A 25,465-nucleotide genomic window follows, 5' to 3' on the forward strand; every position below is an offset into this window, starting at 1 on the left:
TGTCTAGCGAAGCACGGCGTTCCCGCGGCCGTCGGCCCGGCCGTGGCGGCCCCGCCCGGAGTCGACGAGAACACCTGGCGTGACGCGATGCGGGATTGCTCGCCGCTCGGTCCCGGGCCTGCGAACTAGCCCCGGACATGGAGCGGCCCCCGAGCCGTTGGTTCCTGGTTGGACGGACCGAGGGGCTCGGGGGCCGGGTGACTGCTGGGAATTCGCCAGCGCACGCTGGTAAACACCCGGTGCTGCTAGCGGGCAGCCACCTCACTTGTCCATGAGCTAATCAAATTCTCGGACCACCTCCTTTCACGTGTGAAATCGAAGGTACCCCCGTAACCCGGTGTCGGCAACCGATTTTCGGCACCAAATCAGTCCGCCCCACCGACTGCCTCGTCGACGATCACGGCCATGTCGAACGACCCGTCGGCGGCGGGCAGGACTGCACCGTCCAACGTGTGCACCCGCGCCGCCAAAGTGATGCTGGAAAGCAACCAAACCCCTTTGGCGGCAAGGAGATCCGACGTCCGGAGCGGACGTTCCTCGCACGTTTTGCCACGTCGGCTGGCGGACTCGAACACCGCCGCGACCGTAGTGCCGGCGAGAATTGGCAGCGTGCTCGGCGGTGTCGCCAACACGCCGTCTTCTGCGACGATGACGACGTTCGACCGTGGACCTTCGAGCACGAATCCGTCGCTGCTCGTCAACACCACGTCACCGACTCCGAGACGCTGGGCGTGGCGCAGCGCAGCGGCATTGGCGGCGTAGGACAGCGACTTCACTCCGACGATCGACCACGGAGCCGGGGCAGAATCACGTGGGCAGTCGGCCACGGAGAACCCACGGTCCAGCGTCATCGCCGAGACCCCGTCCCGCCGCGCGATCAGCGCCCGGTCGGGCAGCGGCGAGACGGTGACGAAGCCGATCGGTCCGCCACCCCGCCCACGGCCGAACACCAACCGCATGACCGCGTCGCCGGCGCCGGGCCACGCCTGGGCCGCCGACTCGACGGCGGTCCGCCACTGAGCCTCCTCCGGTGGCGGCAAGCCAACGGTCGAGGCGGAACGCGCCAGCCGGTCGAGGTGCGCGCCGATCAGGCATCCGCGCCCGTTTCGGAGCAGCAGGGTCTCGAAGACGCCGTCGCCGCGAGCGAACAGCGGATCGTCGACGCGGCCAACCGGATGGTCCGCGGGGACGACCTCGCCGGCGAGGGTGACGACGATCTCGCCGGTGGACGCCATGGGGCCCGAGGATAGTGCGGGTCGACCTCCGTACGCTGGAAGGATGTCTGCCGTCCCCGCTCCAGAGTCCGGTCCCGACGCGGGCGCCACGTGGCACTACGGCGATCCCTTCGGGGAGCAGCGTGCCGCGCAGAACGGCGTCGTCCTGGTGGATCGGTCACATCGCGCCACCATCGCGCTCACCGGTGACGAGCGGCGCAAGTGGCTGCACACGATCTCCAGTCAGCACGTCGTCGACCTTCCCGACGGCGCGGTCGTCGAGAATCTGAGCCTCGACGTGCAGGGACGTGTCGAAGATCACTGGTTGCAGACCCAGCTCGACGGGGTCACCGTCATCGACACCGAACCGTGGCGCGGCGAACCCCTGCTGGCCTACCTGCGCAAGATGATCTTTTGGGCCGCCGTCGTCGCCGAGCCCGCGGATCTCGCCGTCCTGTCGCTCGTCGGCCCGCGGGTGAACGATCCCGCCGTCTTGGCGGCCATCGGCGTCTCCGAGCTTCCCGCCCTGGCATCGGCATCGCCGCTGGCAGACGGTGGTTTCGTCCGCACGCTGCGCGCGGACGAGGTCGACCTGGTGGTGCCGCGCGACGCGGTGCCGGCGTGGCGGAACAGGCTTCTCGCGGCAGGCGTCACACCGGCGGGCATCTGGGCCTACGAAGCACACCGCGCGGCGGCCGTCCGACCACGGCTTGGCGTCGACACCGACGAGCGGACCATCCCGCACGAGGTTGGCTGGATCGGTGGCCCCGGCGAGGGTGCCGTTCACCTCGAAAAGGGTTGTTACCGAGGTCAGGAGACCGTCGCGCGCGTCCACAACCTCGGGAAGCCGCCCCGGATGCTGGTCCTGCTGCAGCTGGACGGGTCCGCGGACCGGCCGGTGACCGGTGATCCCGTGCTCGCCGGCGGGCGCTCCATCGGGCGTCTCGGCACCGTCGTCGACCACGTCGACCTCGGTCCGATCGCGGTGGCGCTGCTCAAGCGCGGCGTTCCCGCGGACACGCAGTTGACCACCGGCGGCGAGACCGAGGTGAGTGCTCTCATCGATCCGGACTCGATGCCGGAGGCTGCTGCGGTGGGCGCTGGACGGCTCGCCGTGGAACGTCTGCGGAGCGCCAAGCGTTGACCTGGAAGTCGCCGCGCTCGCCGTGGAGACCACCCTGCCAGCATGAGACCGCCGGGCACGGTAAAGTGTCGTCAGGACGATAAAACACATTCAGATCGGAGCCGCCTGCTAATCGGGCCGCTCCGTTATTGCGCGAGGGGGTCCCCTATGGGCCGCGGCCGGGCGAAGGCGAAGCAGACAAAGGTCGCTCGCGACCTTAAGTACAGCTCGCCACAAACCGATTTTCAACGGTTACAGCAGGAGCTGGGTGGTTCCGGTTCCCCCGAGCCGGACATCCTGAGCAGCGACGGGCCAGTGGACGATCGCTGGGTCGACGACGACGACTGGCGCCGCTAGAGCGGTCTCCCCGGAACTCGGGTCGACGTCGCGGAGCTCAGAACCTCGGGTGTTGCCCGACCAATTGAGCCCGTGACATTCCCTTGCCGCCCTTGGTGACAGTGCCAAGGGTCCAGCAATCCAGGTGTCGCGCAGTCAAAATCGCCAACGCACGGTCGGTGTCCTCCGGCGCGACGATGGCGACCATGCCGATCCCCATGTTGAACGTCTTGTCCATCTCTGCGCGTTCGATGCGCCCTCGTTGGGCAATCATCGCGAACACGGGAGCGGGCGTCCACGTTCCGCGATCCAACTCGGCGCTCAACCCGTTCGGGATGACCCGCTCGAGGTTGCCCGCGAGTCCGCCGCCGGTCACGTGGCAGAACGTCCGCACCTGGGTTTCGGCGGCCAACGCGAGGCAGTCCTTGGCGTAGATGCGCGTCGGTTCGAGCAGTTCCTCGCCGAGAGTGCGGCCGAATTCCTCGACGTGCCCGGCGAGGTTGCCACGGTCGATCTCCAGCAGCACCTTGCGGGCCAGGGAGTATCCGTTGGAATGCAGCCCGGTCGAGGCCATCGCGATGATGACGTCGCCCGGCTTGACGCGATCGGGCCCGAGAACGTCGTCGGCCTCGACGACGCCGACCCCGGTCGCGGAGATGTCGTAATGGTCCGGGGACATGAGTCCCGGGTGTTCGGCGGTCTCGCCGCCGAGCAGTGCGCAGCCGGCGATGACGCAACCGTTCGCGATGCCCGAGACGATCTCGGCCACGCGTTCGGGCACCGTGCGGCCGACGGCGATGTAGTCCTGCAGGAACAGGGGCTCGGCCCCGCATACGACGAGGTCGTCGACGACCATCGCCACCAGGTCCAGGCCGACCGTGTCGTGCTTGTCCATCGCCTGCGCGATGGCCAGCTTGGTGCCGACCCCGTCGGTGGACGACGCGAGAAGTGGCTCGCGGTATCCCCCACGCAAGGCGAACAGGCCGGCGAATCCGCCGAGCCCTCCCCGCACCTCTGGTCGAGTCGCCTTGGCCGCCCACGGTTTGAACAGTTCGACTGCGCGGTCACCCGCCTCGATGTCCACCCCCGCAGACGCGTAGGAGGCGATGCTGTCGTCGGGCCGCTGATCCTCGCTCATCGGGTATGAGGGTACCGGTCGCACCGATCGCGGTGCACATTCCATCGCTGGTGTGACACGCTGCGCACATGAACACCCTGCGCGGACTGGTCACTGTCGGCGTCTCCGTGACGGCCGTCGCGTCGTCTCTCGGTGTGGCGGCGACGGCGTCGGCCTCCCCCAGCGCCGGGGTGGAGGCCAGGGTGCTGTCGCAGGCCACCGTGGACGGCCATGACTACATCACCAAGGAAATCACCATCGCGCCGGGCGGCACGACGGGGTGGCATTGGCATCCGGGCCGCATATTCGGTGTCGTCCGGTCGGGAACGCTGACCCACAACTTCGCCGACTGTTCGATCGACGGCGTCTACACGGCGGGGTCGCCCATCACCGAGGGCAGCGGCCCCGACCACGTACACGTCGGCCGCAACCTCGGTTTCGAGCCCGTCGTGATGTGGGTTCTCTACATCGACGACGCGGGCGCTCCGCTGGCGGTCGACGCACCTAACCCGGGCTGCCCGTTTGAATAGGTCCCCGGGCGGACATCTGTATCCCTGTCTGCTCCGAATACCTCGGTAGTGGAAACCGACGGACGGAGGCTAGATGTCGGACGTTGAGTCACGCCGCTCACTGGTGACGGGTGCAACCGGATACATCGGCGGGCACCTCGCCGCCCTACTCGTGGAGCGCGGCGAGAACGTGCGTGCGATGGCGCGCACACCGGACAAACTGCGCGACGTGCCGTGGCGCGACGAGGTCGAGGTGGTGCGCGGCGACCTGAGCGATCCCGAGTCGCTGACGGCCGCGTTCGACGGGGTCGACGTCGTCTACTACCTCGTCCACTCGATGGGCACCTCGAAGGACTTCGTCCGCGAAGAGGAGAAGTCGGCGCACAACGTCGTCGCCGCCGCCGAAAAGGCCGGCGTGCGTCGCATCGTCTATCTCTCCGGCCTGCACCCCAAGGGCGAACTGTCACGCCACCTGGAGTCGCGCAACAAGGTCGGCGAAGTCCTGATGGCGTCGTCGGTGGAGGCGGTGGTCCTGCAGGCGGGCATCGTCATCGGGTCCGGGTCGGCGTCCTTCGAAATGGTTCGCCACCTCACCGACCGGCTGCCGGTCATGACGACGCCGAAGTGGGTGCGCAACAAGATCCAGCCGATTTCCGTCGACGACGTGCTGTACTACCTCGCCGAGGCCGCCGACGCGCCGATGTCGAAGTCGCGCACCTTCGACGTCGGGTGCCCGGACGTCTTGGAGTACGCCGACGCGATGCAGATTTACGCAGAGGAGGCAGGGCTACGCAGGCGGGTCATCGTCGCGCTGCCCCTGCTGACGCCGAGCATCGCGAGTTGGTGGGTGGGCTTGGTGACGCCCATTCCGTCCGGGCTGGCCCGGCCGCTGGTGGAGTCACTCGCCCACGACGCGGTCATGTCGGAGCACGACATCGACGACGTCATCCCGCCGCCACCCGGTGGCCTGACGAGTTACCGGGATTCGGTGCGCCGCGCGCTCGAACAGGACGGGACCAACGGCAAGGGTCGACGTCACCTGATCCGCTTCAGTTCGGTTGCGCCGCAGTAGCTTTGGGGCCGGCCGCCGTCAGGGACGGCGGTCGTCAGGGGCGACGAAGCGCCGAGACGTTGTCGTTGTCGGACTGGACGCCGGTACGGGCCGCGTTGGCCAACATGTGCTCGATGACGTTCTTGCCGAGCGCCGACTCGCTGGGCAGCTCGATCGGGTACTCCCCGTCGAAGCACGCCGAGCAGAGGCGGGATGCGGGCTGCTCGGTCGCCGCGATCATGCCCTGGTGCGAGATGTAGTTCAGGCTGTCGGCGCCGATTGCGCGCCGCACCGCGTCGAGCATCTCCGCTTCGTTGGCTCCCGCGTTGGACGCGTTGGCGATCAGCTCGGCGGGCGTGGCGAAGTCGATGCCGTAGAAGCACGGCCACTTGACCGGCGGCGAGGCGATGCGGACGTGTACCTCGAGTGCGCCGGCCTCGCGGAGCATCCGGATCAGCGCGCGCTGGGTGTTGCCGCGCACGATCGAGTCGTCGACGACGATCAGTCGCTTGCCGCGGATGACTTCCTTTAGCGGGTTGAGCTTGAGCCGGATGCCGAGCTGACGGATGGTCTGCGACGGCTGGATGAAGGTGCGGCCGACGTAGGCGTTCTTCATCAGGCCCTGGCCGTAGGGGATGCCGGACTCCTGCGCATAGCCGACGGCCGCCGGAATGCCGGATTCGGGCACGCCGATCACCAGGTCGCCTTCGACCGGGCTCTCGCGGGCGAGGCGCTTGCCGATGTCGACGCGGGTGGTGTGCACCGAACGGCCGGCAAGGACGCTGTCGGGCCGGGCCAAGTAGACGTATTCGAAGACACAACCCTTGGGAGTCGGGTTGGCGAAGCGGGTGGAGCGGACGCCGTCGGCGTCGATGGCCAGTAGCTCGCCGGGTTCGATGTCGCGCACGAAGGCGGCGCCGACGATGTCGAGGGCGGCCGTCTCGGAGGCCACCACCCAGCCGCGGTCGAGCCTGCCGAGGGACAGCGGGCGCACGCCGTGCGGGTCGCGGGCGGCGTACAGCGTGTTCTCGTCCATGAAGGTCAGACAGAAGGCACCGCGAACCGTCGGCAACAACTCCAGTGCGGCCTGCTCGAGGGTGGCGTCCGCTGCACCGTGGGCCAGCAGCGCGCCGAGGATGTCGGAGTCCGTCGTGGCCGAGGTGGCCCCGCGCATGTCGGTCAGTCCCGCTTCTCTGGCGCGGGCGGCGAGTTCGGTCGTGTTGACGAGGTTGCCGTTGTGCCCGAGTGCCACGCCGGTTCCGGCCGCGGTGTTCCTGAACACCGGCTGGGCGTTCTCCCAGGTCGTGGATCCGGTCGTGGAGTACCGGCAGTGGCCGATCGCGACGTGGCCTTCCATCGCCGCGAGAGTCTGCTCGTCGAATACCTGGCTGACCAGACCGAGGTCCTTGAACACCAGCACCTGGGAGCCGTCGGCGACGGCGATGCCTGCCGCCTCCTGCCCTCTGTGCTGCAGGGCATATAGGCCGTAGTACGTGAGCTTCGCCACATCTTCGCCAGGTGCCCAGACGCCGAAGACGCCACATTCTTCTTTGGGCTCGTCGTCCGTCTTGTCGATCAGGTCGATCTGCTCGGCGGTCACGATCAGTGTGCTCCCTAGGGGCTGTGGGTGACGGGCTTCAGTCTACGGTCAACATCGGTCGAAGGTGGAATCGATGCGCGTGTCCGTGACCACTTCAACAGCGAGCAGGCCGCGCGCATTTCTCGACGGAGGTGTGACGCGCGTGGAACCCGATGGAGTGCAGGCCGACGACGAATCACGGGCCTGGCGCCTGGGCACCCGGATCGTCTTCCGGTTCTGCGTCGTCTACTTCGGGTTGTTCTGTCTCACGTTCGCGCAGATCACGTTCGTCTACGCCGGGGTGTTGGCCGGCGTGCTGCCGAGCGGCGCCGTCATCTGGCAGCAGGTGGCACTCCAACCGCTCACCGGGTGGTTCGGTCGCACGGTCCTCGGCGTCGACGCGGTTCTGACACCCGGGTCCGGCAGCGGCGACCAGGCCGCGATCTGGGTGTACGTCGCGTTTCTTCTGACGGTGGCGGTGCTGGCGACCGTCGCGTGGTCGGTGCTGGACCGACGGCGTTGGCAGTACCCGAGGCTGGCGGCGTGGTTCACGGTGTTCCTGCGCCTGTGCCTCGGCGGTCAGATGCTGTTCTACGGTTTCGCGAAGCTCATTCCGACGCAGATGCCGTCACCGCCTCTCGCCGCGTTGATCGAACCGTTCGGAAACCTGAGTCCGATGGCGGTGCTGTGGCTGCAGGTCGGTACCTCCCACCCGTACGAAATGGCGCTGGGAGCCGTCGAGGTGCTCGCCGGGGCGCTGTTGTTCGTTCCGAGGACGGCGACGCTCGGGGCGTTGGTGAGCCTGGCCGGGACGGGACAGATCTTCCTGTTGAACATGACCTACGACGTGCCGGTCAAGATCCTGTCGTTCCACTTGGTGTTGATCAGCGCACTCCTGTTGGCGCCCAACGCAAGACGGCTCGTCGACGTCGTGGTGCTCGGCCGTGGCGTGGGCCCAGAGCGGCGATCCGCCCTGTTCGACTCGCCGCGACGCAACCGGCTGGCCGGGGTCGGCCAAACGCTCCTCGGCGTGTGGGTGTTGGTCGGGTGCGTGGTGCTCGGCCTGCAGACGTGGCGCGAATTCGGTGACGGGCGGGCCAAGCCGGACCTCTACGGCATCTGGCAGGTCGCCGAGTTCTCGGTCGACGGAACCCCGCGCCCACCCCTGCTGACCGACGACATCCGCTGGCAGAGAGTCGTATTCGACCAGCCCGGTGTCCTCACCTACCAACTGATGAACGGCGATCTGGTCGACGTCGCGGCCGACACCACGGGCGGCACACTGTCGGTGCCGGACGGCGGCGGCTCGTTCGCGATCGACAGGGCGGGCGACGACCTGCGCCTGACCGGTCGTTGGAAGGACGAGCCCACGACGGTCGTTCTGGAACGTCGACCACTGGAGGACTTCACGCTGCGCAACCGCGGGTTTCATTGGGTGCAGGAAGCGCCGTTCTTCGGCTAGGAGACGAGCGGGACGACGGGCAGCCAGTCGGCGATCTCCCCGGCGCGCGACCCAGACGACTGCAACGTCCCGTTGGCCAACGCGTCGGGCATCGCCAGAAGACCGGTGGCCAACAGCAGCCAGGTTCGGGGGTCGGTCTCGACTACGTTCGGCGGGTTTCCGCGGGTGTGCGCCAAACCCGAGATGCACTGCACGGCAACGAAGGGCGGCACCCGCACCTCGACACTGGCACCGGGCGCCTGAGCGGCAAGGGTCCTGGCCGTCAGGCGCACCGCGTCGGCGATGGCGCTGCGGTCGGGCATGGCGACGGTGTCGTCACGCAGCCAAGCCGCGACGGCCGAGACGGCTTCGCGGGTCTTCGTCGGATCCGCTATGCGGCGGGCGGCCATACCCTAGTCTCCCAGAATGGCTTTCGACCGCCACCGGCCGCCATACAGGCTGGCAGGAGCGGTGCTAATGGCGATCGTCGTGCTCTTCGGCGTGCTGATGGCCAAACAGTACCGCGGCGACTTCGTCGGGCAGACCGAACTCGTGGTGATGTCCGACCGGGCCGGCCTGGTCGTCGACCCCGGCTCGAAGGTCACCCTCAACGGCGTCGAGATCGGGCGGGTTGCCGGCATCGACACCGCCGAGGTCGACGGTCGCGAGCGAGCGCTGATCGTCCTCGACGTCAAGGACGAATACCTGGTGTCGATACCCTCCAACGTCCTGGCCGACGTCAGGGCCAGCACCGTGTTCGGCAACAAGTACGTGTCCTTCCGGTCACCGGAAACCCCGTCCGCAGAGCGGGTTTCACCCGGGTCGGTGATCCCCGTGCAGTCGGTCACCACGGAGTTCAACACACTCTTCGAAACGGTCACGTCGATCGCGGACAAGGTGGACCCGGTCAAGCTGAACCAGACGCTGACCGCCACGGCACAGGCCCTTGGCGGCCTGGGAACCAGATTCGGGGTGTCGCTCGAGGACGCCAACGCGATCCTCGCCGACCTGAACCCGCGGTTGCCCCGGTTCGGCGATGACGTCGCGCGCTCCGGCGAACTGCTCGACGTCTACGCCGACGCTGCGCCGAATCTGTTCGACGGGCTCGACTCCGCCGTGACCACCGCGCGCTCGCTCAACGCGCGCCGTGGCGACGTCGACTCCGCGCTGATGGCGGCCATCGGATTCGGCGACAGCGCAGCAGATCCGCTGCAGCGCGCCGGGCCGTATTTCATTCGTGTCGCGGCGGACCTGGTGCCGACGACAGCACTGCTCGACGACTACCGCGGCATGATTCTGTGCACCCTGCGCAACTATCACGACGTCGGGCCGAGGATCGCCTCGTCCCTCGGCGGCGACAACGGATACTCTCTGGCGGCGTTCGGAACGCTGACCGGCGCGGGCAATCCGTACATCTATCCCGACAATCTGCCGCGAATCAACGCCCGTGGCGGCCCGGAGGGTCGGCCCGGTTGCTGGCAGAAGGTGACCTACGACCTGTGGCCGCACCCCTATTTGGTGATGGACACCGGGTACAGCATTGCGCCCTACAACCACGTCGAGTTGGGCCAGCCCCTCGCCGTCGACCACGTCTGGGGCCGTCAGATCGGCGAGCTGACCATCAACCCCTGAGCCTTGACGTCAACAGTCGTTGAGGTTCTACGTTGGTTGCATGACGTTCAGACCACACGAAGTCGAGTTCATGGGCCACACCGACATTGGGCGCTTGGCCACCGTCCGGCCCGACGGCACGCTCCAGAACAGTCCGGTCGGATTCACCTACAACGAGAAGCTGGGAACCATCGACATCGCGGGCTACCACATGTCGAAGAGCCAGAAGTTCCGCAACGTCGCCACTCACTCAACGGTCGCCTTCGTCGTCGACGACATCGTGTCGCGCGATCCGTGGCGGGTGCGGTGCCTGGAAGTCCGCGGAATCGCGGTGCAAGCGGACGCGGGCCCCGCCACCGGACCCGCAGGTGACCATCTCGATGCCGCGATCATTCGGATCACGCCACGCAGGATCATCGCCTTCGGCATCGACGACACCGACACCGAACCTCATCTGCTCGAGGCGGACAGCCGCGACGTCTGAGCCGTCAACGCCGCGACCGCTCCCGCCTCGTTGACCGCCAGGTGCGCGAGCATCGGCGCGGCGAGGCTTCCCGAGCGGTCGTACAGCCATCCGAAGACCCAGCCCGCCGCGCCGGTGACGGCCACGGTCCCGACGACCGTCTCCCCCGCTCCGCGCGCGTCGGCGACGTGCGAGAGCCCGAACGCCGCCGCCTGGAGGGCGCGGCCCCACCGCGGTCCGAAGGACTGCGCCGCAACGGTTCCCAGCGCTGCCCGGAATGCGGCCTCCTCCGACCAGACCGTGCCGATCGGGATGCGAATCAACACCCATTCCGCGGCCGACCCCGGAATCGCCCGTCGCCTCGCACCAGACCTAACGGCGGGCACGGCCATGGCGGAGGCCACCGTCGCCGACACCGCGGCAGCCACCCGAAGACCAAGCCGCACACCGTCCGTCGATGCGGGCGGTCGCAGTCCGAGCGGTGCGTCGGCCCACCAGACCAGCGCCCCACCGAGGATGGCGTTGAGCAGTACGTGCCACCGCGACGGCAGCTTCGGCGAGACAAGACTCCAGCCGACCAGCGCGGCCGCCAGCACCAATGGTCTTGTCGCGCTTGGCTTGGTCAATATTCGCTGCCGGCGTCGTGCACGGCGGCGCGGACTCGTTCGGTGTCTGCGCTCGTCCACCCGTCCGGCGGGATGACGGCGACCCAGCCGTCGAGCACGGAGTCGCCGTAGTTGTGACCGTGCCCGGCGGGCACGCTGGAGGCGTTGGTCATGTCGGCGCTGACCTGCCAGAAGGTGACGATGGGGTACCAGCGCATCGACGTCGTGCGGTCCAGTCCCGCCGGCTCGACCAGCCAGTCCGGTCGCTCGAACACCAGCTCCGGCGACCACCAGACGATCGGGTCAGAGGCGTGCTGCAGGAACAGCACCCTGGTTCCGCCCCATTCCGGCCTGGCGATCTCCGCGATGTCGGCGCTGGTGTTGGCCTGCGAGAAGCGCACCGTGCTGCCGTTGTCGTAGCGCGGCTCGACCTCGGGAGTCCAGGGATCACGGCGCTGCACCAAAGCGCTCCACAACGAACTCTGGTTGGGTGGGCCGACCCACAGCACCGCGGAGAAGCCCATCCGCGCGATGTCGGGAAGCCAGTCGAAGGCACCCTGCCCTCCGAGCGACCCCAGGCTCTCTCCGTACAACACCAGCTTCGGCCTGCGCTCGGCAGGCAGTCGAGACCAGCGATCGTGCACGGCGGTGACGAGCACGCGAGCCGACTGCACGGACTTGTCCCGGTCCCCAAGGAACGAAATCCAGCTCGGCAGATACGAGTACTGCACGCCGACGAGCGCGGTGTCGCCGGCGTAGATGCTCTCGATCGACCTGGCGGCCACCGGGTTGATCCATCCGGTGCCGGTGGTCGGAACGATGACGAGCAGTTTGCGGTCGAATGCGCCGGTGCGCATCAACTCGCTGACGATGACGTTGGCTCTGGCCTGGTCGGTGTCGGCGGTCTCGAGGCCTGCGTACACGCGGATGGGTTCCTTGGCTGGCCGACCGGCGAGCCCAGTCAGTTCGGCCGCGTGCGGCCCCGTCGCCACGAAGTTCCGCCCCTGAAAGCCCAGCGTCTCCCACGCTGCGAATGACGTCGGGCTGCCCGATCTTTCGGGTTGGCTCGGCTGGGCGACGCCGTCGCGGGTGGTGAAGTTCTGTGGCTGGAACACCCGACTGGCCCCGGCGAGGAAGCCGCGGTACAGAACGCCGTTGACCAGGGTGACCACGACCACCACGACGATGGCCGTCCCGATGAGCAATGCGGTCTCCTGGTGAAGGTGCCACCGCCGGATGAACATCCTGGCAAGCGATTTGACCGCGTCGTAGAGCACCCGGGCCGCGCACACGCACGCACCGCCGACCACCACGGCTGCCCCCAGGGTGCGGAGGTACCCCAGGTCGGTAGGCCCGTCGATGCCCATTTCGGCGGCCACCTGACGCTGCCACGCCGCCGCCGGGATCAGCATCGACACGCACACGACGATCGAGGTGGCGACGACGCCGACCTTCAGTGCGTTCAGCGTCTTCCTGGACGGCGGCCACCATTGCCGATGGTGCAGTGCGAAACGGTGGAACACCTTGGCGAGCACGACGCCGATGGCGTAGCCGATCGACGCGTTGATACCGCCGATCAACCCCTGGAACAGCCAGTCCCGCGGAAGCAGCGACGGCGTCAGCGACAAGCAGAAGAAGACGGTGGCCACGGCGACCCCGCCGAAGTCGAGGCGCACCAGGCTCCACGCCCAGACGACGACGGGGTGACGTTCGACGCCTCGCCGGCGCCGTGGGATGTCGGCGATGAGTTCGCCGGTGACGGTTGAGGTTTCGCCACTCACCCGAACAGTCCGGGAAGCACGCCCTCCGACGTGCTGCGCAATTCGTCGAGACTCACGCTGAACTGACCCTGGACCTCGATGGACGTGCTGCCTTCGTCGACGACGCCGATGCGTTCGGCGGGCAGTCCGCGCGCCTCGCACATGGCACGGAATCGGCTCTCCTCGGTGCGCGGGACGGCGACGACCACCCGCCCCGCGGACTCGGAGAACAAGGTCACGAAGGGGTCTGCGCCCTCCGGAAGGATGAGCCGACAACCGGTTTCGCCGGCGAGCGCAGATTCCAGGACGGCTTGGATGAGGCCGCCCTCGGACAGGTCGTGCGCCGCGGAGATCAAACCGTCCCGCGACGCCGACACCAGCACCTCGGCGAGCAACTGCTCGCGAGCCAGGTCCACCTTGGGCGGTACGCCGCCGAGGTGGTCTGCGGTGACCTGAGCCCAGACGGACCCGTCGAACTCGTCGTAGGTGTCGCCCAACAGGATCAACGTCTCACCGGGCTCGGCGCCGAACGCCGTAGGGACGCGTCGCTTGACGTCCTCCAAGACGCCGAGGACGCCGACCACCGGAGTCGGAAGGATCGGCGTGGTGCCGGTCTGGTTGTAGAAGCTCACGTTGCCACCGGTGACCGGGATGCCAAGGGCCGCACAGCCATCCGCCAAGCCGCGGACGGCCTGCGAGAACTGCCACATCACGCCCGGGTCCTCGGGAGAGCCGAAGTTGAGGCAGTTGGTGACGGCGACCGGGGTGGCACCGGTGACCGCGACGTTGCGATAGGCCTCCGCCAGCGCCAGCTGGGCACCGGTGTACGGGTCGAGGAACGTGTAACGGCCGGACGCGTCGGTGGAGATCGCGACGCCGCGACCGGTGGCCTCGTCGATGCGGAGCACGCCACCGTCGGCGTGTTCGGCGAGCACGGTGTTGCCGCGGACGTAGCGGTCATACTGCTCGGTGATGAAGGCCCGGCTGCACAGGTGCGGGCTGCCAAGGAGTTTCAGCAGCGTCTCGCGCAACTCGTCACCGGTGGACGGGCGCGGGATCGACGCCGACGTGTCGGCGTTGAGGGCATCCTGCGTGTCGGGCCGCTGGACGGGCCGCTCGTAGACCGGACCCTCGTGCGCGACGGTCCTCGGGGGCACGTCGACGACGGTCTCGCCGTTCCAGGTGATCTGCAGCCGGTCGCCGTCGGTCACCTCGCCGATGACGGTGGCCAGCACCTCCCACTTGCGGCACACGGCCATGAACGCGTCGACGTTCTCGGGAGCCACGACCGCGCACATGCGTTCCTGCGACTCGCTGGACAGCACCTCCGCGGGGGTCATGAACTTGGCCCGCAGCGGCACCTTGTCGAGTTCGATCGACATGCCGCCGTCGCCGGCCGATGCGAGTTCAGAAGTGGCGCAAGACAATCCGGCGCCACCAAGGTCTTGGATGCCGATCACCAAGCCCGCCGCGTACAGCTCGAGGCAGCACTCGATGAGCACCTTCTCCATGAAGGGGTCGCCGACCTGGACCGACGGCAGCTTCTTGCGGCCGGGGCCCTCGCCCTCGTCGCCGCCGAAGGTCTCCGACGCGAGCACCGAGACACCACCGATGCCGTCGAGGCCGGTGCGGGCGCCGAACAGGATGATCTTGTTGCCGGTACCGGATGCGAAGGCGAGGTGCAGGTCCTCCTTGCGGAGCACGCCGATGCACAGCGCGTTCACCAGCGGGTTGCCCGCGTAGGACGGATCGAAGATCGTCTCGCCGCCGATGTTGGGCAGGCCGAGGGAGTTGCCGTAGCCGCCGACGCCGCGCACGACGCCGTCGAGGACCCGCCGGGTGTCGGGTGCGTCGGCGGGGCCGAAGCGCAGCTGATCCATCACCGCGACCGGGCGCGCGCCCATGGCCATGATGTCGCGGACGATGCCGCCCACGCCGGTGGCCGCGCCCTGATACGGCTCGACGTAGGACGGGTGGTTGTGCGATTCGACCTTGAACGTCACCGCCCAGCCGTCGCCGATGTCGACGACGCCGGCGTTCTCGCCGATGCCGGCCAGCATGCCGGCCTTCATCTCGTCGGTCGTCGTCTCGCCGAAGTAGCGCAGGTGCACCTTCGAAGACTTGTAGGAGCAGTGTTCGCTCCACATCACCGAGTACATGGCCAGCTCGGCGTCGGTGGGCCGACGTCCGAGAATGCCACGAATCCGCTGGTACTCGTCGTCCTTCAGGCCGAGCTCACGGAATGGCTGCGGCTGATCGGGGGTAGTAGAAGCTTGCTCGACACTGTCCACTTCGTGGGAGTACGCGGATGTCACCTCAGTAGTTTATTCGCTCTGCCGACCGGCGAGTGCCCGCGCCGCGATGGGGCCCCCAAAACCGTGCAAAACGACGCTGCCGAGCACCACGACGACCACGACCAACAAGATGGTGTTCTCGTCGGGCGGGTCGAGCACGTTGTAGGCCAACAGCCCGAAGACGATCACCGCGGCGCCGCGTGGACCAAGGCCGCCAAGCATCACCCGTTCCCGCCAACTGAACTTCGAACCGAACATGGCGAGTAGGACGGGCAGCATCCGCACCAGTGTCAGCGCCAAGAGGCAGAACACCACGATGCCGACGGTGAGGTCGGCACGCCAGTAGGCGATCAGAATCACACCGCCGAAGACGAACCACATCAGGGACGTCAGCAGGAAGCCGAGGTCCTCGAGCAGCTCCAGCTCACGCTCGGCGTCACTCGATTGCCGGTAGTAGTGGTACGCCACCCCACACAGGTACGCGGCGACGAAGCCGTTGCCGTGCCACCAGATGGCGAGTGTGTAGGCCGCGGCCGGCGCGGCCACCACCAACATCCGCCGGGACTGATCGGTCATCAGGTTCTTGCGCTCGGCAAGATTTGCGCCGAGAGCAAGCCCGGCGCCCACCAGGACCCCGACCAGGATCGCCTTCGCCGAGTGGGGCAACGCTTCGCCAAGCTCGTCCCACACCGAGCCTGCCTCGACGTGCTGATCGGCCACGGCGAGGGCGAAGAGGAAGATCGGCGACAGGATGCCGTCGTTGTGCCCGGCCTCGACGTTGAGCAGATCGCTCACCCGATGAGGCACCTCGCGGTGTCGCACGATCCACTGCGCGGGGGCGAAGTCGATCGGCACCACGATGCAAGCGATGACGACGACCGTCGCCAACGACAGGCCGGGCAGCAGCCACAGGCCGAGCAGGACGGCGATGCCCACGCTGAGCGGCAACGCCACGAACAGCACTCGGGCGGCCGAGCGTGGGTGCTCACCGAACAGCCCGGCGCGCATTGCATTGGCGTCGACGAACAACAGGACCGCCAGGACGATCTTGGCGGCCTGCTCGGCGGTCTCGGAGTTGAGCGTGTCGGCGAGCGAGCCGTGAGTCGTGTACTCGACGACGGCACCGGCCAGGAGGAGGAAGAGCGGGGGCGTGATGCGCCACTTCTCCATGCCCCGGGCCAAGAGGGCCCAGACGGCAAGCAGGAGCGAGATGGCGATCAGCGACAGCAACACGTGGGTGATCCTGCCCGGTGAGCTATCCGCCCGCTATGCAGAACGCATTGCCATCCGGGTCCGCGAGCACCACCCACCGGAAGTCGTCGCCGAAGCTGTTGCGTTCGACCTCCCTGGCGCCGAGTTCGACGGCCCTGGCCACCTCAGCCTCCATGTCGGCGGCATGCAGGTCGAGGTGTGCCCTGTTCTTGCCGGGCGTCGGGTCGGGCACCCGCTGAAAGCCAAGGGTCGTGCCGCCCTCGCGGGGCACCAGGACGAACTCGCCAGGCACGACCGCGTTGACCTCACTTCCCAACAGCCCCGCCCACCACGCGGCGAGCGCGTCGGGATCCGCGCAATCGAACGTCACGGTCGCAATCTCGAGACTCATGCCTGAAGAAGGTAATTCACACCGGAGACAAGAAGGCCTGCAATGCGACGGAATAGGCGTGCACGTCGCGCGCACCCATCAATTCGCGGGCCGAGTGCATGGCCAATTGGGCGGCACCCACGTCGACGGTCGGGATTCCGGTGCGGGCCGCCGTCATCGGCCCGATCGTCGACCCGCAGGGCAGATCGGCACGATGCTCGTATCGCTGCAGCGGCACTCCGGCCTGCGCGCAGGCCAGGGCGAAGGCGGCAGCCGTCCTGCCGTCGGTGGCGTAGCGAAGGTTTGGGTGGACCTTCAGCACCGGTCCGCCGTTCACCTCGATGAGGTGGCCGGGTTCGTGCCGCTCCGGGTAGTTGGGGTGGGTGGCGTGGGCCATGTCCCCCGAGGCCACCATCGAGCCGGAGAGGCGACGCAGAAAGCCCTCGCGCCCGTCGCCGCCGGTCAGGGCGATTCGCTCCAGCACCGTGGGCAACAGTTCAGACTGCGCGCCGTGATCCGACGTCGACCCGACCTCCTCGTGGTCGAACAGCGCCAGCACGGGCACGTAGCCCCGCGCGTCGGCAGCCAGGAACGCCTCCAAGCCGGCGTAACAGGTGCCCTGGTTGTCCAGGCGTGGCGCGCTGACGAGGTCGCGGTCGGCGCCAACCAGCGTCGACGGCGTCAGGTCGTGGGTCATCAGGTCGGCCGCCAGCACCCCGCCGGGGTCGACGCCCGCGCGCTCGGCGACCCAGTCGACGAACGGGCGCACCCGGTCGCCGACACCCCACACGGCGTTGACGTGGCGCTGCGGATTCAGCTCGACACCCTTGCGGTCATCCGACAGGTGGATGGCCAACTGCGGCACCCGAAGGACCGGATCGTCGACGCGCACCAGCACGTCCTCGACCGCATTTCCCTTCCGGACCGACAGTCTGCCGCTGATCCCGAGGTCGCGGTCCAGCCACGAGTTCAGCCATGCTCCGCCATACGGTTCAAGCGCGACCACCTGCCAGCCGGCCACGACCCGGTCCGGGTGCTGTTTGACGCGCAAATTGGGGCTGTCGGTGTGGCCGCCGACGATGCGGAACGGTGCGCCGTCGGCGGCGGCCTTCCAGGCGACGAGCGAACCGGCGCGGACGGTGAAGTAGCCCTCGTGGCCCTCACTGCCCGACGGCCAGGGCTCCCCCTCCGACAGTTCGAGGTACCCGGCCGCGCGTAGACGATCGGCCACGGTCGCGCACACGTGGAACGGCGACGGCGAGGCGTCGATGAAGTCGCACAATCCCTGGGGGCTAGCTGCCATCTTTTCATCTTGACCGGTGCCGTTGGTGATCTTGACGCTAGGGTCCCTGATGTGTCCGATCCGCAGCCGCAGAAGGTGCTGGCGCCCCTGACTCCCGCCGCCATCTTCCTCGTCGCCACCGTCGACGAGGGCGGCGAGGACGTCGTCCACGACGCGCTCGGCGACATCTCGGGTTTGGTGCGGGCGATCGGCTTTCGCGATCCGAGCAAGCAGCTGTCGACGGTGACGTCCATCGGTTCCGACGCGTTCGGTCGACTCTTCTCCGGTCCGCGCCCCGCGGAACTGCACCCCTTCGTCGCACTCGACGGCCCCCGCCACCACGCGCCGTCGACTCCGGGCGACCTGTTGTTCCACATCCGCGCGAACTCCCTCGACGTCTGCTTCGAGCTGGCCGGGCGGATCGTCGACGCGATGGCAGGAGCCATCACCGTCGTCGACGAAGTGCACGGCTTCAAGTTCTTCGACAACCGCGACCTGATGGGGTTCGTCGACGGGACCGAGAACCCCGACGGCCCAATCGCCGTGAACGCCACCCAGATCGGCGACGAAGACCCCGACTTTGCCGGCGGAAGCTACGTCCACGTGCAGAAGTACCTCCACGACATGAGCTCGTGGAACGCGCTGACCACCGAAGCTCAGGAGCGGGTGATCGGCCGCACCAAGCTCGACGACATCGAGCTCGCCGACGACGTGAAACCCCCGAACTCGCACCTGGCCCTCAACGTGATCACCGACGACGAGGGCAACGAGCTCAAGATCCTGCGGCACAACATGCCCTTCGGCGAAGTCGGCAAGGCCGAGTTCGGCACGTACTACATCGGCTACTCACGGACTCCCACGGTCACCGAACGGATGCTGCGCAACATGTTCATCGGCGACCCGCCGGGCAACACCGACCGCATCCTCGACTTCTCCACCGCCGTCACGGGCACCATGTTCTTCGTTCCGACGGCGGACTTCCTCGACGACCCGCCGCCGTTGCCCGAAATGGACTCGGCCGCAACCACTTCCGCAGCCCCCACTTCCACCGGCTCCCTGTCGATCGGCAGTTTGAAAGGACAACCCCAATGAACAACCACTACCGCGAACTGGCACCGATCACTGACGAAGCCTGGGGCGAGATCGAACAGGAGGCCACCCGAACCTTCAAGCGCCACATCGCCGGACGACGCGTCGTCGACGTCAGCGCACCCGGCGGTCCGACGAAGGCCTCGGTGAGCACCGGCCACCTCGTCGACGTCGCACCTCCCGGCGACGGCGTCGTGGCACACCTCCGCGAAAGTCGGCCGCTGGTACGGCTTCGCGCGCCGTTCACCATCGCCCGCACCGACATCGACGACGTGGAGCGCGGCTCGCAGGACTCCGACTGGGACCCGGTGAAGGCAGCCGCGAAGCAGTTGGCGTTCGCCGAGGACCGGGCGATCTTCGAGGGGTACAAGGACGCGTCCATCGACGGCATCCGCAAGTGCAGCTCCAACACCGCTCTTGCGCTGCCGTCGGACCCCAAGGAGATCCCCGACGTCATCTCCCAGGCGCTGTCCGAACTTCGGCTGGCCGGCGTCGACGGTCCGTACTGCGTGTTGCTGTCCGCCGACGTCTACACCCAGGTCAGCGAGACCACCGCCCACGGCTATCCGATCCGCGAGCACCTCAACCGGCTCGTCGACGGCGAAATCATCTGGGCACCAGCGATTGACGGTGCGTTCGTGCTGTCCACCCGCGGCGGCGACTTCGACCTCCAGCTGGGCACCGACGTGTCGATCGGCTACCTGTCGCACGACGCACAAAGCGTGCAGCTGTACCTCGAGGAGACGCTGACGTTCCTCTGCTACACGGCGGAGGCGTCGGTCGCGCTGACCCCGTAACTTGGACACGTGGTCGTCGACGCGCTCGTCCCCCTCACCTGTGGGTTGTTGACCCTGCCCACCGCGTTCTTCCTCGCCGGTGAGCCCGATGAGCTCACCGTGCCGGTACCGGCGTACCTGATCAACCATCCGGACGGACGCGTGCTGTTCGACGCCGGGCTGGGGGCACGCTTCCGCAGGCCCACCGGGACGCCCGTCGACGGCCGGGTGGACCTCGAGGACGACGCCTGCGTGGACGCCCGCCTTCGGGCGTTGGCGGTCGACCCCGGTGAAATCCGCTACCTGGTCAACTCGCATCTGCACTCCGACCACGCGGGCGGCAACGCCTTCGTGCCGGATGCGACGGTCGTCGTGCAGCGTGAGGAATGGGAATTCGCCCACGTGTCAGATGATTTCGCCTATCACCGTCCCGAATTCGACACGGGGCAGAACGTGATGTTGGTCGACGGTCATCTCGATCTGTTCGGCGACGGATCCGTACAGCTGATCCCCACCCCGGGGCACACCCCCGGCCATCAGTCCGCGCTGGTGCGCACCCCGACGGGAGACGTCGTGCTGACGGGTGACGCCTGCAATCTGAGGCGGTCGATGGACGAGATGCGGCTGCCCGACCACGCCAACGACGAAGAGCTCTACCGCCAGTCGCTGGGGGCCCTGCGAACCTTGCGCGACCAGGGCGCCAGCGTGTTCTACGGTCACGACCCGGACTTCTGGGCGACGCTTGAGCAAGGCGTTGCGTGGAGGTCGGCGGGCTGACGAGCCGCATCGACGGCGCCAGACGGTAGCGAGTCGGGCCACGGCCCCGTCGATCTCCATCCGATCTCCACGGAATCTTCACGCGAGAACCAGCAGCTGCGACGAACATTCAATTCGTCAAGGCAGGTGCCGATCGACTCCAACGCCGAAGTCGACTCAGCGCGCCCGCTTCATCCGAGCTGCGCGTCCGGTTAGTTGTCTGGTTGTCCCCCAACATCAGTGGGTCCACCACGTCGGCACCGAGACGCTTGCACTCGCCGCCACCCTTCACAGGGGGGCGGACACCTCGAAGGGGACCGGCCGATGCTGCGTTCAGATCCGTCCGTGAGCGCCGAAACAGACGCGTTGCCCGGCGACCAGGTGCTGGCCGCCAGATTCAACAATGAGGTCATCCCCCACTCGGGCCATCTGTTCGGTCACGCCATCGGATTGACCCACCACCGGTCAGATGCCGAGGACCTGGTGCAGGAGACCATGATCAAGGCCTACGTGTCGTTCGCGACGTTCCGAGAGGGATCGAACGTCAAGGCGTGGCTGTATCGCATCATGGCGAACACGTGGGTGGACCGGCACCGGTTGTCGCTGCGCCGCCCGGCCGAGCACCTCCACGGCGATCTGACCGACCCACAGACGGCCAGCCAGGCCGCCGTCATGGGCAGTCTGCCGTCCGCAGAGTCAGAGGTGGTGAAGCTGGTTCCTGGCGACGCGGAGGTTGCGCTGAGTAACCTTCCGCCCAACTTGCGCGAGATCGTCTACTACGCCGACGTACAGGGTTATCGCAACACCGAGGTTGCCGAGATGCTCCAGATTCCGGTCGGCACAGTGGGTTCGCGCCTCTTCCGAGGTCGACGCGAACTGCGCGCCAGACTGACTGAGCGCTGCTGCGCCGATGACCACGAGGCGCGGAGGACTGCCTGAGCCAAGCAGACGGATCGGCAACTACGCCGCGAGCACCGCATCCAGCGCGGAGTAGAACAGCCCCAACCCGTCGTCGGACGGACCGGTCAGTGCCTCGGTGGCGTGCTCGGGGTGCGGCATGAGGCCGACGACCCGGCCGTTGGGCGAGCTGATGCCGGCGATGTTGCGCAGCGACCCGTTGAGGTTCTCTCGGTAGCGGAAGACGACGCGGTCCTCGCCCTCCAACTCGTCGAGCACGTCTTCGGATGCCACGAAGCGGCCCTCGCCGGACTTCAGCGGCACCAGCAGGTCGGCGCCCTTCTCGTAGCGGGTGGTCCACGCCGACGACGTCGACGCCACCTCCAGCCACACGTCGCGACAGACGAAGTGCAGACCGGCGTTGCGGGTCAGCGCACCTGGCAGCAGGCCGGCTTCGCAGAGAACCTGGAAGCCGTTGCAGATGCCGAGGACCGGCATGCCGCGTCCCGCCGCCGCGACGACCTCACCCATCACGGGCGCAAACTTGGCGATCGCTCCGCAACGCAGGTAGTCACCGTAGGAGAACCCACCGGGAACCACGACCGCGTCGACGCCCTTGAGGTCGGCGTCGGCGTGCCAAAGATTGACCGACTCCGCCCCGGCCAGACGGACGGCACGGGCGGCGTCGACGTCGTCGAGCGTCCCGGGGAACGTGACGACGCCAACCTTGGCGGTCACCCTTCCTCCCGGGTCACGGTCCAGTCTTCGATCACGGTGTTGGCGAGCAGCGACTCGGCGATTTCGGACAGCGTCTCGTCACTCACGCTGTCGTCGACCTCCAACTCGAATCGCTTGCCCTGCCTGACATCTGAGACGCCTGACACGCCGAGGCGGCCCAAGGCTCCGACGATCGCCTGACCCTGGGGGTCGAGGATCACCGTTTTGGGCATCACGTGCACTACGACGCGGGCCACGCGCGGCTCCTGTTCTGAGAAGTTGATTGCTCGGGGCTCACTCTACCGGCACGTATCGGGTCACAATGGAGCCATGCAACTGACGCACTTCGGCCACTCCTGCCTGCTAGCGAGCTTTCGCGAGGGCGACTCAGAAACCACAGTGCTGTTCGACCCGGGCACCTTCTCCCACGGCTTCGAGGGAGTCACGGGGCTGTCGGCGATCCTGGTCACCCACCAACACCCCGACCACGTCGACGTAGAGCGCCTACCTGCACTGTTGGACGCCAATCCGCAGGCTGTGCTGTACGCCGACCCCATGACGGCCGCCCAACTCGGCGGCGCGTGGCAGGCCGTCAACGCCGGCGACGCGTTCACCGTCGGCCACCTCGCGGTCCGCGGCGTCGGCGGTACTCACGCGGTCATCCACCCCGAGATCCCGGTCATCGACAACGTGTCGTACCTCATCGGCGACCAAGGGCATCCGGCCCGGCTGATGCACCCCGGCGACGCGCTGTACGCGCCCGGTGAGCCCGTCGAGGTGTTGGCGACCCCGGCCGCGGCGCCCTGGATGAGGATCTCCGAGGCGGTGGACTACCTGCGGGCGGTCGCCCCGACGCGGGCCGTGCCGATCCACCAGGCGGTGGTGGCCAAGGAAGCCCGCGGCATCTACTACGGGCGCCTGTCGGAGATGACCGACACCGACTTCAGAGTCCTGGAGGAGGAGAACGGTACGGAGATTTAGTGGGGTGGCGGGGTAATGACACGGGGCGACGACTGACGTTCACCGGGTACATCGCCGGCATCGGGACGGGCGCGGGCGTCCGAATGGTGATCGGATCGTGGCTGGAGTCTCCGTTCGGTCGCTTCGCCGACGTGATGGTGGAGTCGGCCGACGGGCATCGCACCTTGCTGGCACCGTCCGAAGAGATCGCCGAATTCGTCTCGGCCACATACACCTTCGACTCCACCGAGATCGGCCCGGTCAGCGTGGACCACGTGGCCGGCGCCTTCTCGGTGGCGGCGCCGGGACTCGTCCTGGCGGGCAGATTGGGAGGGCCTGCACCGTTCGACCGACTGCTGAGGCTGGTGCCGGGCCGGCTCGCCACGGCGCCGGCGTGGCTGCGGGTCGTCGACCCCGTCGCGTCCCGCTTGATTCCGGGGGTGCGTACGTACGGCTCTGCGGGCAACGGCCGCCGAGAATATTACGGCGTACAGCGGAGCAGACGAATCATATTGGTGGACGGCACCTTTCGCGGCGTCGACCTTGACGGGCTCGCACCGCTGGACCCGCCCGTCCGGTTCGGCTTCTCCTCGGCGCCGAAGACACCTCAGATGGTGTCGGTGACGACGACGATCGACCTGCCCGCCCGCTAACCGTTGTCCCGCACCGCCGCCCGGCCAGCGGCCCGACCCGAGAACACGCAGCCGCCGAGGAAGGTGCCCTCCAGCGACCGGTAGCCGTGCACTCCGCCGCCTCCGAAGCCGGCGGCCTCGCCCGCGGCGTACAGGCCGTCGAACGCCGCGCCGTCGGCCTTGAGCACCCGCGAGTCGAGGTCGGTCTCCAACCCGCCCAACGACTTTCGCGTCAAGATGTGCAACTTGACGGCGATGAGCGGACCCGCCTTCGGATCGGTGATCCGGTGGGGCGCCACGACTCGGCTCACCCGGTCGGGTAGGTAGTTGCGGGCGCCGCGGATGGCGGTGACCTGGCTGTCCTTGGTGTACCGGTTGGCCACTTCGCGGTCGCGAGCGGTGACCTCTGCCGCCACGACGTCGTAGTCGAGGCGTTCGACGTCGGGGACGTCGTTCATCTTGGCGACGAGGTCGCGCAGCGTCGTCGCCGAGACGAAGTCGACGCCGCGGTCGACGAACCTCTGCACCGGCGCCGGGGCGCCGGGCCTGACGCGGGACAGCACCTGCCGAATACTGCGCCCGGTCAGGTCGGGGTTTTGCTCTTGCCCCGAAAGGCCGAACTCCTTTTCGATGATGCGCGCGTTGAGGACGAACCAGGTGTAGTCGTGGCCGGTCTTCGCGATGTACTCGAGCGTGCCGAGGGTGTCGAAGCCCGGATAGAGCGGCGGGGGCAGGCGCCGGCCGGTTGCGTCGAGCCACATCGAGGACGGTCCCGGCAGAATCCGGATGCCGTGGCTGGCCCAGATCGAGTCGTAGTTGGTGATGCCCTCGGTGTAGTGCCACATCCGGTCACGGTTGATCAGGTTGCCCCCGGCCGCTTCGGTGATGCCGAGCATCCTGCCGTCGACGTGCGCGGGGACGCCGCTGAGGAGTTGGCTGGGCACCCTGCCCATCCTGGCCGGCCAATTCTCGCGGACCAGGTCGTGGTTGCCGCCGATTCCGCCGCTGGCCACGATGACTGCGGGCGCCCGAAATTCGAACTCGCCGACAATGTTTCGTGACGAGGCGACACCACGGGCCGCGCTCGACGGTTCCAGCACCGCCCCTCTCACCCCGGTGACCGCGCCGGCGTCGACGATCAGTTCGTCGACGCGATGCCGGTGGGCGAATCGCACCCGGGCACCCGCGGCGAGCAGTCGGCGGGCAAAGACGTCGACGATCGCCGGACCTGTGCCCCACGCGATGTGAAAGCGGGGCACCGAATTTCCATGCCCACGGGCGTCGTAGCCACCACGCTCGGCCCAGCCGACCATGGGGAAGGTCTTCAGGCCGCGTTCCCGCAACCAGCTGTGCTTCTCCCCCGCCGCAAAGTCGACGTAGGCGTGCGCCCATTGCCGCGGCCAGTGGTCCTCGGGTCGGTCGAATCCTGCCGTGCCGAGCCAATCCTGCAGCGCGAGCTCGTGGCTGTCGCGGATGCCCAGCCGCCGCTGTTCGGGACTGTCGACGTAGAAGAGCCCGCCAAACGACCAGAAGGCTTGGCCGCCGAGGTTGTCGGCGTTCTCCTGGTCGACGATCAGGACCGAGCGCCCCTTGTCCAGCACCTCGCAGGCGGCGACCAGACCGGCGAGACCGGCTCCGACCACGATGACGTCAACATCGGCCATGAGGCCA

26 protein-coding genes are annotated in these 25,465 nt (G+C 67.8%); 13 read left to right on the forward strand and 13 right to left on the reverse strand.

Annotated features, from left to right (window positions below; genetic code table 11):
- Positions 1-365 precede the first annotated feature (365 nt).
- A complete protein-coding gene (locus ASD37_RS29230) occupies positions 366-1,235 on the reverse strand; it encodes an aminodeoxychorismate lyase (RefSeq protein WP_056560258.1) in 870 nt (289 codons plus the stop codon).
- 43 nt (positions 1,236-1,278) lie between these two features.
- Here ASD37_RS29230 and ASD37_RS29235 point away from each other — a divergent pair, with 43 nt between their 5' ends.
- Together ASD37_RS29235 and ASD37_RS29240 are read left to right on the forward strand one after the other, a co-directional pair.
- The gene (locus ASD37_RS29235; protein WP_056560261.1) at positions 1,279-2,358 is read left to right on the forward strand and encodes a folate-binding protein YgfZ; all 1,080 of its coding nucleotides are present in this window, start codon (positions 1,279-1,281) and stop codon (positions 2,356-2,358) included.
- A gap of 147 nt (positions 2,359-2,505) precedes the next feature.
- Positions 2,506-2,694 carry a DUF3073 domain-containing protein gene (locus tag ASD37_RS29240; RefSeq protein WP_056560264.1) on the forward strand — a complete coding sequence of 63 codons (189 nt, stop codon included), beginning with the start codon at positions 2,506-2,508 and terminating at the stop codon, positions 2,692-2,694.
- 37 nt (positions 2,695-2,731) lie between these two features.
- On the opposite strand, the gene purM is transcribed toward ASD37_RS29240, so the two are convergent.
- Complete coding sequence (gene purM / locus ASD37_RS29245; protein WP_056560266.1) at positions 2,732-3,811, reverse strand: phosphoribosylformylglycinamidine cyclo-ligase; 1,080 nt, start codon at positions 3,809-3,811, stop codon at positions 2,732-2,734.
- A 68-nt stretch (positions 3,812-3,879) separates the two neighbouring features.
- Between purM and ASD37_RS29250 the strand changes: the two genes are divergently transcribed.
- Positions 3,880-4,320 carry a cupin domain-containing protein gene (locus tag ASD37_RS29250; RefSeq protein WP_056560269.1) on the forward strand — a complete coding sequence of 147 codons (441 nt, stop codon included), beginning with the start codon at positions 3,880-3,882 and terminating at the stop codon, positions 4,318-4,320.
- A gap of 73 nt (positions 4,321-4,393) precedes the next feature.
- Positions 4,394-5,371, forward strand: a complete 978-nt coding sequence (locus ASD37_RS29255) for an NAD(P)H-binding protein (RefSeq protein WP_056560271.1) — start codon at positions 4,394-4,396, stop codon at positions 5,369-5,371.
- 34 nt (positions 5,372-5,405) lie between these two features.
- Here the strand turns inward: ASD37_RS29255 and purF are convergent, their stop codons facing one another.
- Positions 5,406-6,950, reverse strand: coding sequence for an amidophosphoribosyltransferase (purF, locus tag ASD37_RS29260; protein WP_056560274.1), 1,545 nt, complete (start codon positions 6,948-6,950; stop codon positions 5,406-5,408).
- 142 nt (positions 6,951-7,092) lie between these two features.
- Here purF and ASD37_RS29265 point away from each other — a divergent pair, with 142 nt between their 5' ends.
- Positions 7,093-8,391, forward strand: a complete 1,299-nt coding sequence (locus ASD37_RS29265) for a DoxX family protein (RefSeq protein WP_235568592.1) — start codon at positions 7,093-7,095, stop codon at positions 8,389-8,391.
- Here ASD37_RS29265 and ASD37_RS29270 read toward each other — a convergent pair.
- Positions 8,388-8,780 (reverse strand): sterol carrier family protein, encoded by a 393-nt coding sequence (locus ASD37_RS29270; protein ID WP_056560280.1) that lies wholly within the window; start codon positions 8,778-8,780, stop codon positions 8,388-8,390. The two genes, ASD37_RS29265 and ASD37_RS29270, sit on opposite strands and share 4 nt — an antisense overlap.
- A 16-nt stretch (positions 8,781-8,796) precedes the next feature.
- On the opposite strand from ASD37_RS29270, the gene ASD37_RS29275 reads away from it, so the two are divergent.
- Both ASD37_RS29275 and ASD37_RS29280 read left to right on the forward strand, forming a co-directional pair.
- Positions 8,797-10,002, forward strand: coding sequence for an MCE family protein (locus ASD37_RS29275; RefSeq protein ID WP_056560283.1), 1,206 nt, complete (start codon positions 8,797-8,799; stop codon positions 10,000-10,002).
- Between the two features lie 40 nt (positions 10,003-10,042).
- Complete coding sequence (locus ASD37_RS29280; RefSeq protein ID WP_056560286.1) at positions 10,043-10,465, forward strand: PPOX class F420-dependent oxidoreductase; 423 nt, start codon at positions 10,043-10,045, stop codon at positions 10,463-10,465.
- Here ASD37_RS29280 and ASD37_RS29285 read toward each other — a convergent pair.
- Genes ASD37_RS29285 through ASD37_RS29310 form a run of 6 tightly spaced genes read right to left on the reverse strand, consistent with a single transcriptional unit; the run spans position 10,432 to position 17,988 of the window.
- Entirely contained in the window at positions 10,432-11,070 is a 639-nt protein-coding gene (locus ASD37_RS29285) for a CPBP family intramembrane glutamic endopeptidase (RefSeq protein WP_235568593.1), read from the reverse strand. The genes ASD37_RS29280 and ASD37_RS29285 overlap by 34 nt on opposite strands.
- Positions 11,067-12,785, reverse strand: a complete 1,719-nt coding sequence (locus ASD37_RS29290) for an alpha/beta-hydrolase family protein (protein ID WP_056560793.1) — start codon at positions 12,783-12,785, stop codon at positions 11,067-11,069. Before ASD37_RS29290 ends, ASD37_RS29285 begins: the two co-directional genes overlap by 4 nt.
- Before the next feature lie 41 nt (positions 12,786-12,826).
- The gene (purL, locus tag ASD37_RS29295; RefSeq protein WP_200960032.1) at positions 12,827-15,100 is read right to left on the reverse strand and encodes a phosphoribosylformylglycinamidine synthase subunit PurL; all 2,274 of its coding nucleotides are present in this window, start codon (positions 15,098-15,100) and stop codon (positions 12,827-12,829) included.
- A 33-nt stretch (positions 15,101-15,133) separates the two neighbouring features.
- Positions 15,134-16,336 (reverse strand): cation:proton antiporter, encoded by a 1,203-nt coding sequence (locus ASD37_RS29300; protein ID WP_056560292.1) that lies wholly within the window; start codon positions 16,334-16,336, stop codon positions 15,134-15,136.
- Between the two features lie 22 nt (positions 16,337-16,358).
- On the reverse strand, positions 16,359-16,706 hold the full coding sequence (locus ASD37_RS29305; RefSeq protein ID WP_056560295.1) for a VOC family protein: 348 nt from the start codon (positions 16,704-16,706) through the stop codon (positions 16,359-16,361).
- A gap of 16 nt (positions 16,707-16,722) precedes the next feature.
- Positions 16,723-17,988, reverse strand: a complete 1,266-nt coding sequence (locus tag ASD37_RS29310) for a M18 family aminopeptidase (protein WP_056560298.1) — start codon at positions 17,986-17,988, stop codon at positions 16,723-16,725.
- 9 nt (positions 17,989-17,997) lie between these two features.
- On the opposite strand from ASD37_RS29310, the gene ASD37_RS29315 reads away from it, so the two are divergent.
- The 4 genes from ASD37_RS29315 to ASD37_RS29330 all read left to right on the forward strand — a co-directional run bounded on the left by ASD37_RS29315 (position 17,998) and on the right by ASD37_RS29330 (position 21,527).
- Complete coding sequence (locus ASD37_RS29315; protein ID WP_200960026.1) at positions 17,998-19,059, forward strand: Dyp-type peroxidase; 1,062 nt, start codon at positions 17,998-18,000, stop codon at positions 19,057-19,059.
- Positions 19,056-19,853, forward strand: coding sequence for a family 1 encapsulin nanocompartment shell protein (locus ASD37_RS29320; protein ID WP_056560306.1), 798 nt, complete (start codon positions 19,056-19,058; stop codon positions 19,851-19,853). The genes ASD37_RS29315 and ASD37_RS29320 overlap by 4 nt, the downstream gene beginning before the upstream one ends.
- 9 nt (positions 19,854-19,862) lie before the next feature.
- Positions 19,863-20,609, forward strand: coding sequence for an N-acyl homoserine lactonase family protein (locus ASD37_RS29325; RefSeq protein ID WP_056560309.1), 747 nt, complete (start codon positions 19,863-19,865; stop codon positions 20,607-20,609).
- A gap of 324 nt (positions 20,610-20,933) precedes the next feature.
- Complete coding sequence (locus tag ASD37_RS29330; RefSeq protein ID WP_162253329.1) at positions 20,934-21,527, forward strand: sigma-70 family RNA polymerase sigma factor; 594 nt, start codon at positions 20,934-20,936, stop codon at positions 21,525-21,527.
- Between the two features lie 21 nt (positions 21,528-21,548).
- On the opposite strand, the gene purQ is transcribed toward ASD37_RS29330, so the two are convergent.
- Positions 21,549-22,223 (reverse strand): phosphoribosylformylglycinamidine synthase subunit PurQ, encoded by a 675-nt coding sequence (gene purQ, locus ASD37_RS29335; RefSeq protein ID WP_056560318.1) that lies wholly within the window; start codon positions 22,221-22,223, stop codon positions 21,549-21,551.
- Positions 22,220-22,459, reverse strand: coding sequence for a phosphoribosylformylglycinamidine synthase subunit PurS (purS, locus tag ASD37_RS29340; protein ID WP_056560322.1), 240 nt, complete (start codon positions 22,457-22,459; stop codon positions 22,220-22,222). The genes purQ and purS overlap by 4 nt, the downstream gene beginning before the upstream one ends.
- 73 nt (positions 22,460-22,532) lie before the next feature.
- On the opposite strand from purS, the gene ASD37_RS29345 reads away from it, so the two are divergent.
- Positions 22,533-23,183, forward strand: coding sequence for an MBL fold metallo-hydrolase (locus tag ASD37_RS29345; protein ID WP_056560325.1), 651 nt, complete (start codon positions 22,533-22,535; stop codon positions 23,181-23,183).
- The gene (locus ASD37_RS29350; RefSeq protein WP_235568594.1) at positions 23,183-23,815 is read left to right on the forward strand and encodes a hypothetical protein; all 633 of its coding nucleotides are present in this window, start codon (positions 23,183-23,185) and stop codon (positions 23,813-23,815) included. The genes ASD37_RS29345 and ASD37_RS29350 overlap by 1 nt, the downstream gene beginning before the upstream one ends.
- Here the strand turns inward: ASD37_RS29350 and ASD37_RS29355 are convergent.
- Positions 23,812-25,458 carry an FAD-binding dehydrogenase gene (locus tag ASD37_RS29355; protein ID WP_056560328.1) on the reverse strand — a complete coding sequence of 549 codons (1,647 nt, stop codon included), beginning with the start codon at positions 25,456-25,458 and terminating at the stop codon, positions 23,812-23,814. The two genes, ASD37_RS29350 and ASD37_RS29355, sit on opposite strands and share 4 nt — an antisense overlap.
- Positions 25,459-25,465: the final 7 nt, after the last annotated feature.

This window comes from Mycobacterium sp. Root135, from assembly GCF_001426545.1.
GTDB lineage: Bacteria > Actinomycetota > Actinomycetes > Mycobacteriales > Mycobacteriaceae > Mycobacterium.

Excerpts from the sequence above, each read along its gene's own strand:
- ASD37_RS29310 (WP_056560298.1), bottom strand. The coding sequence starts at position 17,988 with ATGGCAGCTAGCCCCCAGGGATTGTGCGACTTCATCGACGCCTCGCCG.
- ASD37_RS29240 (WP_056560264.1), top strand. The coding sequence starts at position 2,506 with ATGGGCCGCGGCCGGGCGAAGGCGAAGCAGACAAAGGTCGCTCGCGAC.
- ASD37_RS29230 (WP_056560258.1), bottom strand. The coding sequence starts at position 1,235 with ATGGCGTCCACCGGCGAGATCGTCGTCACCCTCGCCGGCGAGGTCGTC.
- ASD37_RS29250 (WP_056560269.1), top strand. The coding sequence starts at position 3,880 with ATGAACACCCTGCGCGGACTGGTCACTGTCGGCGTCTCCGTGACGGCC.
- ASD37_RS29305 (WP_056560295.1), bottom strand. The coding sequence starts at position 16,706 with ATGAGTCTCGAGATTGCGACCGTGACGTTCGATTGCGCGGATCCCGAC.
- ASD37_RS29275 (WP_056560283.1), top strand. The coding sequence starts at position 8,797 with ATGGCTTTCGACCGCCACCGGCCGCCATACAGGCTGGCAGGAGCGGTG.
- ASD37_RS29255 (WP_056560271.1), top strand. The coding sequence starts at position 4,394 with ATGTCGGACGTTGAGTCACGCCGCTCACTGGTGACGGGTGCAACCGGA.
- ASD37_RS29320 (WP_056560306.1), top strand. The coding sequence starts at position 19,056 with ATGAACAACCACTACCGCGAACTGGCACCGATCACTGACGAAGCCTGG.
- ASD37_RS29355 (WP_056560328.1), bottom strand. The coding sequence starts at position 25,458 with ATGGCCGATGTTGACGTCATCGTGGTCGGAGCCGGTCTCGCCGGTCTG.
- ASD37_RS29235 (WP_056560261.1), top strand. The coding sequence starts at position 1,279 with ATGTCTGCCGTCCCCGCTCCAGAGTCCGGTCCCGACGCGGGCGCCACG.
- ASD37_RS29270 (WP_056560280.1), bottom strand. The coding sequence starts at position 8,780 with ATGGCCGCCCGCCGCATAGCGGATCCGACGAAGACCCGCGAAGCCGTC.
- ASD37_RS29280 (WP_056560286.1), top strand. The coding sequence starts at position 10,043 with ATGACGTTCAGACCACACGAAGTCGAGTTCATGGGCCACACCGACATT.
- purM (WP_056560266.1), bottom strand. The coding sequence starts at position 3,811 with ATGAGCGAGGATCAGCGGCCCGACGACAGCATCGCCTCCTACGCGTCT.
- ASD37_RS29345 (WP_056560325.1), top strand. The coding sequence starts at position 22,533 with ATGCAACTGACGCACTTCGGCCACTCCTGCCTGCTAGCGAGCTTTCGC.